The following is a 15,227-nucleotide window of genomic DNA, read 5'->3' on the forward strand; positions in this document are numbered from 1 at the left end:
TGTTGCTGAGTACAACACGAAGTCTTAAGCCTGCCATTGAATCCCTTACTCTCAGATGCCGAGGTACAAGTGGTGATAAACGCCTGTAATGCGTTTAAGCCATCCACTGAGGAAGTATTATGATAAAAACATTGTTATTCGGTGCTGGCGCCGGTGCCCGTTTATTTATTGAAAATGAACAACGTGAGCGCGATTTTATTGCCTTTATGGACAACGACACACGTAAATACGGCACCGACTTTGCCGGAATACCAGTAATGGCACCTGATGACGCCATAGCGCTAGAGTTTGATGAAATAGTCATTACCACCCAATGGGTACAGGACGTTCGCAAGCAACTGATTGAAGACTTGGGCGTAGCACCCGACAAAGTAGTAGTGCCGTTAAAACAACAATTAAAAAAGCTCGAGCCATTTCGTCATGAACCCACCCATGAACTGGCACGCCAGTTAGTGCGGGGTATTGGCGAGTTAGCGCTACGCGATAATATTCCCGTGACCATAGATTTTGGTACCTTGCTTGGTATCGTTCGCGACGACGACATTATTCCCTGGGACGACGACGTGGATTTCGCAGTGCCAGCCGAAGCCGCAGAGCAACTAAAAAATTGGTTACCAACGGCACTGAAGCAATTGAACATTCCCTCGGGCTGGTACATTGAAGTACTGCGTGACAAAACCGGCTGCGCCATCAGTGTGTTACTAAAGTGGCCTTCCGAACAAAGTGAAGTTCGCCCTTTTATTACCTCGTTCAGTGCTCGCGAAAACCGCGCCGGTACTTCCTACCATATGCCTAGCTTAGGCATGTGGTACGCGCCCGCCCAACATTTTGAAACTATTGAAACTTTTCGCTGGGGAACCACAGATGTTCCGGTTCCGGCTCAGCGCGAAAGCTATCTTGAATTTGTGTACGGTGACTGGCGAACCGAGAAGAAAGACATGAAATTAACTGATTACAACCATATCGGTGAGTCGTCGTTTGAGGATTTTCAGCAAGCGCAGCTCAGCGTTACGAGCTCTTCGTCATGACCTTTAGCAAGTTAAAACAACAAGTTGCTTTTAACATGGCTTACCGACTATTGTCGCACCAGCCGCGGGCAGCTAGTCGTAAATTTGGTGGTGTTGATTTAAAAAACTATCCGCACACGAAAAAACATGAAAAGTGCTTAGTCATAGGTAACGGCCCATCACTGAAAAACAATCTGGCAGCACTAGCCGAACAAAAGCAGCAAGCCGATTTTGTTACCGTAAACCATTTTTCAGAAGACCCGATATTTGCTGACTTAAAGCCAACCAAACACGTACTGTTAGATGCGTATTTTTGGGCTGCTGATGCGGCGGATGAACTGAAACAAAAACGCGAAAAATTTTATACCAGCCTAACCATGGTTGATTGGCCGTTAACACTTTACGCACCAAGTACGGCGGATCAGGAATACATGCGACGCATGGTCATCAACGAGAATATAACACTAATATTTTTTGGCGGTTGTCCGGTAACCCGTATCCCGCTTAAAATCCCAACCTCAGTCACGGCGAATCTTTACGAAACAAGTGACCTGATACCACCGGTTTGTAACGTACTAATTTACGCCGTTTTTATTGCGGTTTTAACGGGCCATGCTCAGATTGATATTTACGGTGCGGATTTAAGTTTCCATATGGATGTACAGGTTGATCAGCAGAGTAATCAGCTACTGATGTCATACACCCATTATTATGGCAAAACCGAGCTGGTCCCCTGGCGGAAAAATCCTCAGCGCACGCAACCTTTTACCATGCACGAACTGATGTCGCTTACATCCGATACTTATTACGCACACAAATCTATTTATGCAATGGCGAAAAAACGACATATCAGTATTTATAATAAGTCATCGTTTTCCCTTATTGATGTTTACCCAAGAGCTTGAAGGCGGAAATCACCATGTTGATTCTTGACTGCACCCTCAGAGATGGCGGCTACTACAATCAGTGGAACTTTGGCCATGATGTGGTCAATCGCTATCTGCGTGCCATGGCCGCAGCGCAAGTTGATGTAGTTGAACTGGGATTACGCTCATTAAAAAACCATGGCTTCAAAGGCCCCAATGCTTTTACGTCCGATGCTTACTTAGCCCAACTGGACATAGCTGCAAGTTTACAAGTTGCGGTGATGGTGAACGCTGCTGAGTTCGTCGGCTCGGACAATCTGTCACAGACTTTACAGCAGCTATTCCCTAACCCTGCCTCACAGTCATCCATTGATATCGTGCGCCTGGCCTGTCATAGCCACGAAATTGAAGCAACACTGCCGGCGGTTTACTGGCTGAAAGAACAAGGCTATCAGGTTGGCCTGAATATGATGCAAATATCGGAGCTCAATGCGGATCGTATTGGTTCTTATGCCAAACAAATTACCTCAGCGCCGGTGGATGTTCTCTACTTTGCTGACAGCCTGGGTAGCATGAATGCCACGCAGGTGCAGGCTGTTATTCAGGCACTACGCCAGGGCTGGCAAGGCGACCTTGGCATACATACCCATGATAATATTGGCTTAGCGCTACAGAACTCACTCACAGCTATGGCCGCCGGCACCCGTTGGCTGGATTGCACAGTTACCGGCATGGGCCGGGGGCCGGGCAATGCCAAAACCGAAGAGCTGGTTATGGAAACCGGTCGCGCGGCACCGGGTGACATGGTGCCGCTGCTAAAACTGATCGGCAGCTACTTTGCGCCATTGAAACATCAGTGTGGTTGGGGCACCAATCCATTTTATTATCTGAGTGGCAAACTTGGCATACACCCAAGTTACGTGCAGGAAATGATGAGTGATTCCCGTTATAGCGAAGAGGATATTATTGCTGCGTTAGAGCAATTAAAAGGCCAGCAAGGCAAAAAATTCGATATGCGCCAATTGAGCCGCCAGCCGCAAGCAACAAGGGACGCACAATATAGCGAATGGTCACCGGAAACTATTTTCGCCGGACGAGAAATTTTATTACTTGGCACTGGTCCAGGCGTTCACGAACATCGGGTCGCCATTGAAAATTACGTGCATACCAGGCAACCCGTGGTGGTCGCTTTGAATACGCAATCAGCCATTGGCCAGGAAGATATTGATTATCGCATTGCCTGCCATCCCATCCGGTTGTTGGCCGATCTAGAGCAGTTGCTTGAATTACCGCAACCTCTGATCACTCCATTGAATTTACTCCCGGCGCAGGTAAAAACCCGGTTAGAGCAAAATAAAAGCTTATTGAATTTCGGCATGCAGGTGAGCACAGATTCGTTCCAGTTCTCGCGCACCCACTGTCAGGTTCCTACCAGCCTGGTCATTGGTTACGCACTTGCAACTTTTGCTGCCGGTAAAGCCGAACGCGTGCTTATGGCCGGGTTTGATGGCTATGCCGGTGACGACCGGCGCAATCTTGAAATGAATCAGTTGCTTCAGCAATATCAGGCAACGAAGGCAGCAAGCCCGTTGCTGGCCGTCACTCAAACTCGCTACGAAATACCGCAAGCTAGTATTTACGGTTTTAACGGAGCTAACGCATGAGCATGACTGCATTTTTACCTTGCCGACAAGGTAGTCAGCGCATTCCACATAAAAACTGGAAGCCATTCGCCCATGTGCAGCATGGTCTGATTGAAATTAAGCTTGCTCAGCTGCTGGGTTGTCAGGCCATTGACCAGGTGGTGCTATCCACCGACGACGCCGTTATTCTTGATTATGCCCATAGCTTAGGGCACACCAGGTTAGTAATTCATGAACGTGCGGCTAACCTCAGTCAAAACACCACAGAAACGAATTCGTTAGTCAGTCACGCCGCAGGGTTGATCCCAAATGGAGATATTCTGTGGACGCATGTCACTTCGCCGTTTGCCAATAGCGATAGCTATACGGCAATGATTAAAGCCTATAAAGACGCTCTTCAGTATGGTTATGATTCATTAATGACGACTACTGCTCATCAGGGTTTCTTCTGGTTTAATGAACAGCCGGTAAACTACAATAGGCAACAAAATAAATGGCCACGCACGCAAACACTTGAGCCGGTGCATGAAGTAAATAGCTGTGCTTTTATCAGCTCCAGCGCCAACTACCATCGCTACGACGACCGCATTGGTACCAAGGTGAAGCTGCATCCCATTAGTCGCTTTGAAGGTTTTGACATTGACTGGCCTGAGGATTTTAAGCTGGCCGAGTTAATGCTGAAAGAAAATCTGGTTAGCCTATGAAATCGCACTACCAGCACTACCTGTTCGATTGCGACGGCGTAATTTTAGATGCCAACCGTGTCAAAACCGACGCTTTTGGTGGTTGCGCAGAAGTTTATGGTAGCGCAGCAGCTGCCGATTTGGTGGCTTATCACCAACAAACCGGCGGGGTTTCCCGGTACCAAAAATTTCGTTGGCTACTGGATAAATACGCACCACAGGCCGGTGAAGAGGACTACCAGGCACTACTGGATTGTTATGCACAACGCGTTTACGAACAGCTCCTAACTTGTGCCAGCGCGCCGGGCCTAACTGACTTTCGTGCGCAAACCTCAGCAAGTAGCTGGACTGTCATTTCAGGCGGCGATCAAACCGAACTGCGTGATATATTCGAACAGCGCGACCTGGCTACGCTATTTGACGGTGGCATTTTCGGTAGCCCTACCGACAAAATGGCGCATCTGGAACAGCTCATCTCCGCCGGGTTGAATCCAGAAACCTCGTTGTTTATTGGCGATAGCATGTACGACTTACAATGCGCAAAAGCCTTCGCTATTGATTCAGTGTTTGTTGCTGACTGGAGTGAAGTAAGCCCGGCAACGGTGCGAAATCAGGCCCCGCAAACACCTATATTCGGGAACATCGCGGAACTGGCAACAGCTTTATCGGAACGATCAATGACCACCGCAACTTCAGGTAACAAGGATAGTGAGCATGGCTAACGACACCACTAAAACCAAGAGCTCCGAGTTGCCGCGCGTGTCGATGTTTTTATTTGTCTTTCAGCAGCAGGACTACATTGAAGAAGCTATTTCCGGAGCGCTTGCGCAAGATTACGGCAACCTGCAAATCGTCATTTCCGATGACGCTTCAACCGATAATTCAGCCGCAATGATTGCTCAGGCCATCCGTGATTACCAAGGCCCACATGACATAAAAGTGAATGTGAACCCTACCAATTTGGGTATTGGTGAACACTTTAAACATATTATGAATAATCTGATTGATGGCGAGCTGGTGGTTGCCGCCGCCGGTGACGATATTTCATCGTCTAAACGGGTGAGCCGAATTGTTGAAAGCTGGCTGGAAAACGGCAAACCCGATGTGATTGCACACGATCTTCGCGAGTTCGACCAGCACGGTAATAACCTAGATTCTGACCGCACCATTCAATACCAGTGGCAACAGAATCCGCTGGACGTGCAACCTTTACAGCGCATGACCAACTACTTACAAGACCCCTTTCCACTGCCGTTTTTAGGCGCTGCGCTGGCCTATACTCGCGAGCTATATCAACGCTTTGAAGCACCTAAATGGGCACCGGATTACGAAGATCATTTGATGTATTTTCGTGCGCTGCTAGGTGGCAGCATTCACTATTTCCGCGAGCCGCTGGTGCGCTACCGTCGCCACACGGCAAATTTCACCAATCGTGACAAAAAAGTAAGCACCGCCGTTAAACGCGTACCGCTTGGAACAACACCATTGACTGTTCCAATGGCGTCGTTCGGGCAATACCGCATGCATCAGTTGGTTTGCCAGCAATTTGAAGACTACCTGAAAGCCATACAGTTAGACCGAGTGTGCCTGGACGTGGACCACTTTTTTAAACTGTGGCAAAACCTGAATCGCCGTCATGATCAGCTACTGTCGTCTTATGCTGGCTGGCGGGGCAAGCTGGCTCTATTAACCAGTGATATTAAGCATTTTGTTAATTATTTACCCTGGCGATGGCGCTACGGCGTACGCCAACGTGCTGCGCGAATAAGCTATTTAAGCCCTATTCGCATTATTATTTTTGGTGCCAGTGCTGCCGGACAGCGCGCGCTCATGCAATTACCTGAGCAGTTCGAGGTGGTTGCATTTGCCGACAACAACAGCAAGTTGCATGGTCAGAAGGTACTGGGCATTCCGGTTATTTCGCCGGCGCAAATAGGTACTCGGGCTTACACTTTCGATTCTGTGCTGGTGGCAAGTATTTACTATTTTCCAATCAAGCAGCAATTGGTTGAGCAATTACATGTCCCAATTTCAAAAGTCGCTCGAGCCTCGCAAGCACTAATTAGCGAACCCAGCAGCGCCCACACTTTCCGACGTAATAGTAAACTAGTGATGGTTGTCCTGGCAGCCATCATTGGGGTTACTATTACCACAATAGCCGCGTTCTAATTTCAGGGCATCAGGACTTACTCTATGAGCTTAAAACGTAGTTATCGGAATTTCTATTTGGCCATTCGCAGACGCCTGATCAGAGCAGGATATATGCCAGTGCATCCAAACCCGCATGGCTGGGTGCCACGTTTTAAAACCTGCCTGGACGCGCTTATTTTTGGTCGTAGCAGTTACTCGCAACAAGGCGAAGACTTAACGCTTGATCGCATCCTGGTACGTAAGCTGGGTTTTGATTTGAAAACTTATCAGGGCCTTTATGTGGACGCCGGAGCCTATCATCCGGTGTCGCACTCAACCAGTTACCTGCTTTATCAGCGGGGCTGGCAAGGTGTTTGTATTGATATTGCTACGTCCAGCTGCCAGATCATTTCGCGTCGACGCCCCCGCGACTTAGTGCTCAACTATGCCACCTCAAACCAACACGAGCGTTTGGCATTTAAAGATCCCGGGCTAATATCACTTATTCATGAAGCCAAACCAGCAGCGTCCGCAACCGACCCTCAGCACACCATTGAGGCTTACTCGTTAACCGAGTTACTGAGCAATAACGGCATCACGCGCGAAATTGATTACTTAAACATTGATACGGAAGGTGCCGAGTTAAAAACCCTGCAAGGCTTAGACTTTGACCGCTATAAACCTAAGGTGATTTCGGTAGAAATTCATGAAGCTAATGTACCCAGAGCGTTGCGAACTGAGGTTGCAGAATATTTAGCTCAGCAGGGTTATGACTGCGTGGCCTGCAATGTTATTACTTACTTTTTTATCCGCACAGAGCTCAATAAATAATTAGCGTTGATGATAAAAGGCATGGGTTTCCGCCAGAATATTCTGCAGCAGCACCGCATCCACCGGCATCACAAAGTTACCCGAGCGCTGTTTTACGTCCATTTCGGGTAACAAGGCTTCAATTTGTGACCATTGCACGTAGTTTTCCAGCTCCGCCATAATCGGTAATTGAGCCAATAACTGCATGGCCGGTTCGTACAAGTTGTGCAGCAGCTCAGCAAAGGTTCCGTCAGCATCTTGTTTTAATACTTGCAGCACACCCGGCAAGGTGTAGCTGCAAGCAATGCCATGCGGCACCTGGTAATGACTGGTTAACGGGTACGACATGCTGTGTGCCACCGCCGTGCGGGTAGTGGCTATCGCTAAACCCGCCAACAGACTAGCTTGCTGCATCATTGCACGGCTATGCATATCAGCAGAATTAGCTAAAACATCGGGTAAAGCCTGCACAATCAGTCGAAACGCCTGGCGTGAATAGGCTTCAGAGATTGGCGTCCGATTGGTATTCCACAATGACTCCATACTGTGCGAAAGCGCATCCAGTCCTGAATAAAGGGTTTCAAAGGCGGGCAGACTCAAGGTTAGCCGCGCGTCGAGTAACGCTGCATCAGGCACCACCGCAGTCCCAGTCAACGAATACTTACGTTTTTCAGCGTCATCCCACACAGTGGCAAAAGGAGTGACTTCCGCACCAGTACCGGCAGTAGTTGGAATGGAAATTAAACTGCAGGTACGCGTAACTTCAGTTGCATTATTGGCTCTGAAGCGCTGATGTAAAGGCCTGCTAGTGGCGCCAGCTAACGAGCAGGCAACTACTTTGGCCGCATCAATAACACTACCGCCACCAAAACCAACCACTACGTTAAAGCCCTGCGGGCTCAACTCGGCTAGAAGCGCGTCTAGGGCATCTATGTCCGGGTTTGGCTGAATGCTATCGATAACAGTAAAGGGATGCGGATGTAACTGCTCCAACAAAGGCTTTAGTGAGCCTCGCTGATGATGCCCCTTGCTGGTTAATACCAATATGTTTAACTCTGCGCCCTGCTGCTGTTCGCAGTAACCACGCAAATTGGCAAAGGCATCAGCACCGGAAATAATAGTTCCCGGCTGCTGATGTTGATAATCAAAGCGCACCGCGTTACCCACCGCAATGCTCCATAAAGGCTTGCTTGTTAGCTACTGGAGTACTGGCCGGGCGGCCTAAATCGGCGCGCGAGCCGGTACGAATTTTCACTTCCAGCAATACGGGGCCACTTTGTCCTTGTACTTGCGACCATATTCGCTGCAACGAAGCAGTGTTGTCCGCCACAAAATAGCCTCGATAGCCAAGGGCTTTGCTAAGCCCGGCAAAATCAATACGGCCCGCGACAGTGGGCTGGCCACCCACCGATTCATGCGCTTGGTTGTTCAGTACCACATGAATCAGGTTTTCCGCACCGCTGGCGGCAATAATAGCGGCACCACCCATATGCATTAAGAACGAACCGTCGCCGTCTAAGCAGATCACCCGGCGGCTGGGTGTGCTGAGTGCCACACCAAGGGCAATAGAGCTGGTATGCCCCATAGCACCAACGGTTAGGAAATCACGCTGGCTTTCGTTGCGGGCTTCTCTGAGCTCGTATAATTCGCGCGAGGTTTTACCAGTGGTCGACACTATGACGTCGCTGCTGTCGCTACACTCCAAAATAGTAGCCAGCGCGTCTTCGCGGCTTAAACTGTCTGGCTTAGCGGCTGGTTTGGCAAGCTTGTAGTCAGCGAAAGTATTCTTGCGTACCAGTAAGGCCACTGGGGCACTGGTGCGTTCTAAATCAGCAAAGCTCTGCATCAGCACGGTGTTAATGTCACTGTCGGCTTGCAGCACTTGCCAGGGAATATTCAGGTTGTCCAGCATACCTGTCGTTATACGCCCTTGCTTCACGTGCTGTGGCTCGTCTTTTACATCTGGTTCGCCACGCCAACCAATAATCAGCAGCGCCGGAATGCGATAAACTTCTCCATCGGTAAGTGATGTAAGCGGGTTAACTATATTCCCCAGCCCAGAATTCTGTAAATAAACCGCAGCAGTTCTGCCTGTACCTAAATGGTATCCGGCGGCTAATGCCAATGCATTACCCTCATTAGCCGTAATAATGTGCTGGTCAGCTGGTAGTGTGGCGCTAATATATGCACAGAAGCTTTCCAAAAGTGAATCTGGTACTCCTGCGTACATAGTCACGCCATGATCAGTAAGCGCCTTTGAAAAGTCAGCGGGTTGTATCACTAACGACCTCCAGATTATTTGCCACCAGGAATCAGTTCTAAAATCTGTTTTATCGGCATCATATCAGCATCAGCCTCGGCGGAGCGTCCATGAGCAAGAATTGACTCGGCCGTTTTAACCATTGCGGGGTAAGCACTACGCAGAAGCTGATTTGCATAAATTACAATGTTGACGCCATGTGCGGCCAGTTGAGTTTCTGTTATCTTGTTATAACTTGATGGTACAGCAATCAGTGTCTTACGGTTATCTAATTTGTTGTATATGTTACAGAACTCAATAACTTCGTCTGGCGTTTTCTGTCTACTGTGAATCATAATGCCATCGGCACCAGCATCAAGAAATGCCTTTGCACGTTCAATAGCATGCTCAACACCTTTACCAAGGATTAAACTTTCTATACGGGCAATTATCATAAAGTCGCGTGTTGCCTGGGCATTTTTACCTGCACGAATTTTGGCACAGAAGTTTTCGATACTATCTTGTGTTTGTTCAACCTCGGTACCAAATAACGAATTTTTTTTAAGGCCTGTTTTATCCTCAATAATAACGGCTGACACGCCGAGCCGTTCCAGCGTCTTAACTGTAAACACAAAATGTTCGGTTTTACCGCCGGTGTCACCATCATAAATAATGGGTTTAGTGGTCACTTCCAGCACCTCGTTCAGGGTCACCATTCTAGACGACACATCCACAGCTTCAATATCTGGTTTTCCTTTCGCCGTTGAGTCAGTGAGGCTGCTGCCCCACATACCGTCAAACTCCTGTGGGCCATTTGGGGTATTTACCCGAGTGTTTTCGATGATAAGACCAGAAAGTGCATTATGAATATCAAGAAAGCGAACTAAAGGTTTAGCCGTTAACATTCGGCGTAAAGAGCGAAGACGAATATCAGGAGTTGTACCAATTTCTTTCATTGCAGCATGTAAGCGGGTGGACGAAATACCGTGTGTGTAGGGTACTTCAACCAGTTTCCCTCCCCATTGTGCCAAGGCATCAATTACTCGTTGGCGTGTCTTAGCTTGCACGCCGTCTTTCCAGTCATCACCGTGCACGACAAAGTCTGGTTTTAGCTGCGCGAGGTTAGATACGTAGTCTAAGGTGGTTTGCGGTATAACTTGGCTGACACCTTTGATATTTTCAATAACAATTTTACGTTGCTCAAACGTCATGAAGGGCACACGCTTGTAGCTAGCAATGGCCTGATCGGTTAGTAGACCTACCACAACGTCGCCAAGCTCCGCTGCTTTTTTCAGTATGTTTAAATGCCCTGGGTGTACCAGATCAGCACTCATACCGACGTAAACCGTTTTAGCCATGTTGAATTCTCACATATTATCAATTTTTAATTTTATCGGCTGATTTTGGTAAAAACTTACTTTTGATTTCAAAGTTTTGCTTTCATTGAGCTTTAGCTTCGGGATTTGTTTAAGCCGTACTCCCGGCATCAACGGTAATCGTGGTGCCGGTAACTGCTACAGCTTGCTCACTAAGCAAATACAGCACGGCTGCAGCTGCGTCATCCGGTGTCGCCAGCCGGCCCAAAGGACTGCGCCGTTTTATGCTTTCCAGTTTTTCACCTTGTAGGCTCTGAGTCATTTCTGTTTGCATATAGCCCGGCGCTACACAGTTCACGGTAATACCAGCTTTCCCCACTTCACGGGCTAATGATTTACTGAACCCCTCAAGCGCGGCTTTACTGGCAGCGTAAACACTTAGGCCGTTAAAGCCGGTACGGGCGATAATCGACGAAATATTGACGACCCGGCCGGTTTGATTCAGCAGCATCGGTCTTAGCAGGTATTTACTTAGCAAGATTGGTGCCTGCACGTTAATATTTAGCAAACTGCTGATTTCACTATTATGCATTGTTGCTAACACGCCATCATAGCCAACGGCAGCATTATTAACCAAAGCGTAAGGGCGGCCATAAGCTTTGACGATACGACTACAGAGCGCCGGTATTTCGGTAAGCTCCGCCAGGTCGACAGCTAAAAAGTGCAAATTAGGTTCATTTTGCTGCAATTGTTGTAGCTCGTTGCTATGGGTTCTGGCTAAAGCCAGCACCGTATAACCAGCTTTGCAGGAGCTGGCGACATATCGCCAAACCGAGGCCGCGACTGGCGCCGCTTACCACTACAAGTTTGCTCATTGTACCGTCCTTGGCTGTTTACCACTGGCTGCCAGAGGCAAGGCGGTTAGAAGTTGAATTTTAAAGGAAGCTGATGGCGTTGTAACTGCTGCTGACAATGCTGGGTCACTCGCACAACGAGTTCTTTTTCATCTGTAGCAGGGCTGGCGACAATTTGTGCCATCACCAACTGGCCCAGAATACTACTGTGTTTGCCGTACACTCTGGCCGCCACTATTCCCGGAACCTCCAGAATCACCTGCTCAACCTGCTCCGGGTGCACTTTGTTGCCACCCACATTAATGACTCCGCTGGCCCGGCCGAGGAACAGTACCCGCTCAGCGCTTAGCCGGACTAAATCTTCTGTGTCGAGAAAGCCATCGCTATCTACTCTGTTTGCCAGTTCAGGCGCATACTTTGCCGGACCTTTCAGCCATAAGTGTTGTTGCTGATCAACCTTAAGCTGCAAATCATAATAACCCTGCTCCAGATAGCGACGCGGAAAACCGGCTTTACCATCAGTTACCGCAAAAGCAACGCCCGCTTCCGTTGAGGCATAGATATGGCGCAACTGTGTACCGGGAAACAGCTGCTGCAGCGTGTTTAATAATGGCTGATCGGCAATTTCACCGCCCAGCGTCAATTGCTGTAATGGCAAAGCGGCTAATTTACTGCTGAACAGAAACTGCCGCCATAACGAGGGGGTAGCAGATAAGGCATTGACCTTTGCCTGGGACATTACATTGAGGCGCTGCTCAACTTCTCCATCGCTGACATCGACCAGGCAGGCACCAGATAACAGGCTTTGTAATACCACCTGTAAACCGGCAAAGCGATAGGGTTGATACACCAGGCCCCAGCATAAGTCGCGACTGGTGGCTTTGGTATTAACGGTTTTGGTCAGCTTTTGCAGGCTATGCTGGATCCACTTCGGCTTACCGGTGGTACCTGATGTGGCCAGGTACCAATTGCTGGCAAGAGCATGCTGTGCCGCGGAAGGTGTGGCATCGTCTGTTGACGTAGTCTCAATTGAATCGTCAACTGGCAAATCTGCACCCTGCGCCGGCAGCAGATACAGCGCCGAGCAAAAGCCGTCATAAGCCAGCAGGCTGCTGATAAAATCTTCAATATGCTGATAGGGCAGAGTAACGGCTTGCTGATACAACTTGCTGGCTTGCTGGCGTTTTAACAACGCGGTTTGTATAAGTTGCTGATAGCTGATACTGACCAAGGGCTCACCTGCACCCTGGCAATACTGCAATGCAGGCGCGTCGCCGGGGTGGTGTTTTATCTGCTCCAGCAAACAAGCAGTCATTTATCCTCCGGCGTGTTTAGCCTGATATTGCTGGTAAATTCCAACAAACTCGGCAAAAGTACGCGGGTAAATGGCAATTTCCATCTCACTGAAGGGGTCAAACCCCAGTTCTTCATCCAGTTGTGCGACCAGCATGGCAAACCCCAGCGAATCCAGGCCACTTTGCAGTAACACGGTATCGTCGGTAACAGGCTCAATCAGCTGGCAGTTGGCGATTTGGGCCACCTGCTGCAGGCAGTTTCTGATATGTTGTTGCAGTTCTGATGTGGTCATTAACTAATCCTGAAAGTGAATGTAATCGGCTGCAGCGCTGATTTGTTTTGGTAGCCTGGCTAGTATGCTACTACGCTGTGCCCGCCAACTGGCAGTCTGGTATTCAAATACTTTAATACAAAATGGTTCGGCAGCTGAGGTTGACGCTGTTGCCGACGCTGCTTTCAAACTTATTGCCGGCTTATCCGGACAGGTTTGATAACCGAACAACTGGTGCATTTTCAGCACACTTTGGTTAAAAGACAACACCTCAGCATGCAAGTGGCTGATGTGGGGCTGGGCAGCGGCATAATCTAACGCGGCAATCTCCAGCAGTAAGCCACTGCCAGGCCAGACGTCAGTCTCGCCCACATAACAACCCCATTCCAGTTTTCCCGGGCCGGCCGTGTCAAAATAAAGGGTTCCAATGGCCCGATTATTCTGATGGAATATATAAAAAACTTTTCCCGATTGTGGCAATTGTTCGAACCAGGCCTGATGCTCCGCCCAGCTGATTGTTTTGCTGTTATGCATATTCTGTCTGATCGCAGGCTGATTACGCCAGTGCCAGACCTGCTCCAGATCGGTTTCCTTAAGCTGAGTGAACTGGCTGTCAGGATACTTTTTGTTGCGGACGTCACTGTTGCTGTTGATTGTCATGTTGCTGCTCATGGCCTGACCCTGATTTCCCGCTCAACCATAAAAGCTTCGGCTGCTGCCAACCCGACATTGCTGCCACGCCATTGCTGGCGCAGAGTAATAGCTTGAGTTGAACGGCTATGTGGCCAGGGCCTGAGCTCAGCAGCGTAGCACGCTAATGCGTCATTTACCTGGGGTTGCACTGAACTGATATCAACAAAAAGTTGTGGCCTGAAAGCCGGCTCCTGCTGTGCGGTCCACTCAGTACTGCTGGGCACTTCAAAGCAATATATGCTCTGCACGCTCTGGCCGGGTTGTGGCCGGCAGGCGGTCAGTACCGCTTGATAGGTCAGGCGGTGGTCAATATTTAAATCGCCACCAAAATGAGTATAAATTCGTTCTGGTTTAAGGGGTTGCAAGGCTTTTTCCAGCGCCTGCACGATATTTAACAGCGGCACGCTATCCATAGCGTTATCGGCGAAGTCTAAAAACCGGACTGACTGCACACCCAATATGGCGGCAGCGGCATGGGCTGCCTGCTGGCGGGCGGGCAGTTCGGCTTGCTGGCCGGCTCTTGATATTTCACCGTCGGCCATAAATATCAAGTGAACCTGGTCGCCGGCAGCACTGTGCAACGCTATCGTGCCGGCACAGCCTAGCACTTCATCATCGGGATGCGCCGCTACCACAACTACTGATTTCACGTTGGTTCTCCCTGATTGCTGTTGGCAGCTATAAACCTGACTGTGGCGGTGAGCTGGCCATTACCGTCTGGCCTGGCCTGGGTAAATTCCAGCCGCCAACCGGCGTATTCTGTAAAAGCGGGCGGATAGCCTTCGCCATCTAACATCCGGATAAAGTCATACAATTCTGCCACATTTGCAGCCTCGGGTAACTGGCTTTGCGCCGGAGTCCGTCTGCTAAAGTATTCAGCGCCCCCCTGTTGTGGACGCGGCGTAAGTCGTTGGCTGATGATCTGAGCAATCAGCTGATACACCAGAGGTGCAGCCCGTTGAAAAATTTCGGTAGCGGTCCCGGCCAGTGATAGTGGTGCTTTGCCAAATACCGGACCGGCATCCAGTTGCTCTGTCATTTGCAAAGCCGTCAGCTGCGTACTGCTAAAACCACGTAAAATAAGGTTTTGCAGCGGGCTGCCGCCGCGGCCAAAGGGCAGATCAGTCATATGAAAGCAGACACAACAGTAGCGGCTGGTTATGTCGGCCGGCACTTTCCAGTTCCAGTGCGGAAAGAAAATATACTCAGGCTGCAATCGTTCTAATAGTTCAGCGGTCAGTTGCTGTTGCTGGGTAATAAGATGCCAGCTACCTGATAAATCAGCAGTATATTTTTGAAAAGCTTCAATATTCCAGCTTTTAACTGTTGCTACCAGGTAGTTTGCCACGCTACGATTTACCTTTAGTTAGAGGGGCTAGGTCATTATTGCTTGATAATTCGGCAATCATAAAAGGAGGG

General features: G+C 49.1%; 16 protein-coding genes. 7 read left to right on the forward strand and 9 right to left on the reverse strand.

The window, feature by feature from the left end:
- Positions 1 to 119 precede the first annotated feature (119 nt).
- From KG631_RS11365 to KG631_RS11395, 7 genes are read left to right on the forward strand one after another with little or no spacing between them, the layout of a single operon-like run.
- Positions 120 to 1,028 (forward strand): LicD family protein, encoded by a 909-nt coding sequence (locus tag KG631_RS11365; protein ID WP_213999845.1) that lies wholly within the window; start codon positions 120 to 122, stop codon positions 1,026 to 1,028.
- Positions 1,025 to 1,912 (forward strand): hypothetical protein, encoded by an 888-nt coding sequence (locus KG631_RS11370; protein ID WP_213999846.1) that lies wholly within the window; start codon positions 1,025 to 1,027, stop codon positions 1,910 to 1,912. Before KG631_RS11365 ends, KG631_RS11370 begins: the two co-directional genes overlap by 4 nt.
- Positions 1,913 to 1,926: 14 nt before the next feature.
- Positions 1,927 to 3,537, forward strand: a complete 1,611-nt coding sequence (locus KG631_RS11375) for an aldolase catalytic domain-containing protein (RefSeq protein WP_213999847.1) — start codon at positions 1,927 to 1,929, stop codon at positions 3,535 to 3,537.
- Positions 3,534 to 4,220, forward strand: a complete 687-nt coding sequence (locus KG631_RS11380) for an acylneuraminate cytidylyltransferase family protein (RefSeq protein ID WP_213999848.1) — start codon at positions 3,534 to 3,536, stop codon at positions 4,218 to 4,220. Before KG631_RS11375 ends, KG631_RS11380 begins: the two co-directional genes overlap by 4 nt.
- Entirely contained in the window at positions 4,217 to 4,921 is a 705-nt protein-coding gene (locus KG631_RS11385; RefSeq protein ID WP_213999849.1) for an HAD family hydrolase, read from the forward strand. Before KG631_RS11380 ends, KG631_RS11385 begins: the two co-directional genes overlap by 4 nt.
- A complete protein-coding gene (locus tag KG631_RS11390) occupies positions 4,914 to 6,368 on the forward strand; it encodes a glycosyltransferase (RefSeq protein ID WP_213999850.1) in 1,455 nt (484 codons plus the stop codon). Before KG631_RS11385 ends, KG631_RS11390 begins: the two co-directional genes overlap by 8 nt.
- A gap of 24 nt (positions 6,369 to 6,392) precedes the next feature.
- A complete protein-coding gene (locus KG631_RS11395) occupies positions 6,393 to 7,160 on the forward strand; it encodes an FkbM family methyltransferase (protein WP_213999851.1) in 768 nt (255 codons plus the stop codon).
- On the opposite strand, the gene KG631_RS11400 is transcribed toward KG631_RS11395, so the two are convergent.
- The 9 genes from KG631_RS11400 to KG631_RS11440 all read right to left on the reverse strand — a co-directional run bounded on the left by KG631_RS11400 (position 7,161) and on the right by KG631_RS11440 (position 15,156).
- Complete coding sequence (locus tag KG631_RS11400; protein ID WP_213999852.1) at positions 7,161 to 8,306, reverse strand: iron-containing alcohol dehydrogenase; 1,146 nt, start codon at positions 8,304 to 8,306, stop codon at positions 7,161 to 7,163.
- Positions 8,299 to 9,420, reverse strand: coding sequence for a phosphonopyruvate decarboxylase (gene aepY, locus KG631_RS11405; RefSeq protein ID WP_213999853.1), 1,122 nt, complete (start codon positions 9,418 to 9,420; stop codon positions 8,299 to 8,301). The genes KG631_RS11400 and aepY overlap by 8 nt, the downstream gene beginning before the upstream one ends.
- A gap of 14 nt (positions 9,421 to 9,434) precedes the next feature.
- Positions 9,435 to 10,736 carry a phosphoenolpyruvate mutase gene (gene aepX, locus KG631_RS11410; RefSeq protein ID WP_213999854.1) on the reverse strand — a complete coding sequence of 434 codons (1,302 nt, stop codon included), beginning with the start codon at positions 10,734 to 10,736 and terminating at the stop codon, positions 9,435 to 9,437.
- 109 nt (positions 10,737 to 10,845) lie between these two features.
- Entirely contained in the window at positions 10,846 to 11,484 is a 639-nt protein-coding gene (locus KG631_RS11415) for an SDR family oxidoreductase (protein WP_213999855.1), read from the reverse strand.
- A 131-nt stretch (positions 11,485 to 11,615) separates the two neighbouring features.
- A complete protein-coding gene (locus KG631_RS11420) occupies positions 11,616 to 12,863 on the reverse strand; it encodes an AMP-binding protein (protein ID WP_213999856.1) in 1,248 nt (415 codons plus the stop codon).
- A complete protein-coding gene (locus tag KG631_RS11425) occupies positions 12,864 to 13,136 on the reverse strand; it encodes an acyl carrier protein (protein ID WP_213999857.1) in 273 nt (90 codons plus the stop codon). It lies immediately after the preceding gene.
- Positions 13,137 to 13,139: 3 nt separating this feature from the next.
- The gene (pseH, locus tag KG631_RS11430; protein ID WP_213999858.1) at positions 13,140 to 13,775 is read right to left on the reverse strand and encodes a UDP-4-amino-4,6-dideoxy-N-acetyl-beta-L-altrosamine N-acetyltransferase; all 636 of its coding nucleotides are present in this window, start codon (positions 13,773 to 13,775) and stop codon (positions 13,140 to 13,142) included.
- A gap of 8 nt (positions 13,776 to 13,783) precedes the next feature.
- A complete protein-coding gene (locus KG631_RS11435) occupies positions 13,784 to 14,458 on the reverse strand; it encodes a PIG-L family deacetylase (protein WP_213999859.1) in 675 nt (224 codons plus the stop codon).
- A complete protein-coding gene (locus tag KG631_RS11440) occupies positions 14,455 to 15,156 on the reverse strand; it encodes a hypothetical protein (RefSeq protein WP_213999860.1) in 702 nt (233 codons plus the stop codon). The genes KG631_RS11435 and KG631_RS11440 overlap by 4 nt, the downstream gene beginning before the upstream one ends.
- Positions 15,157 to 15,227: the final 71 nt, after the last annotated feature.

The sequence above is a fragment of the Arsukibacterium sp. genome (assembly GCF_018402695.1).
Taxonomy (GTDB): Bacteria; Pseudomonadota; Gammaproteobacteria; order Enterobacterales; family Alteromonadaceae; genus Alishewanella.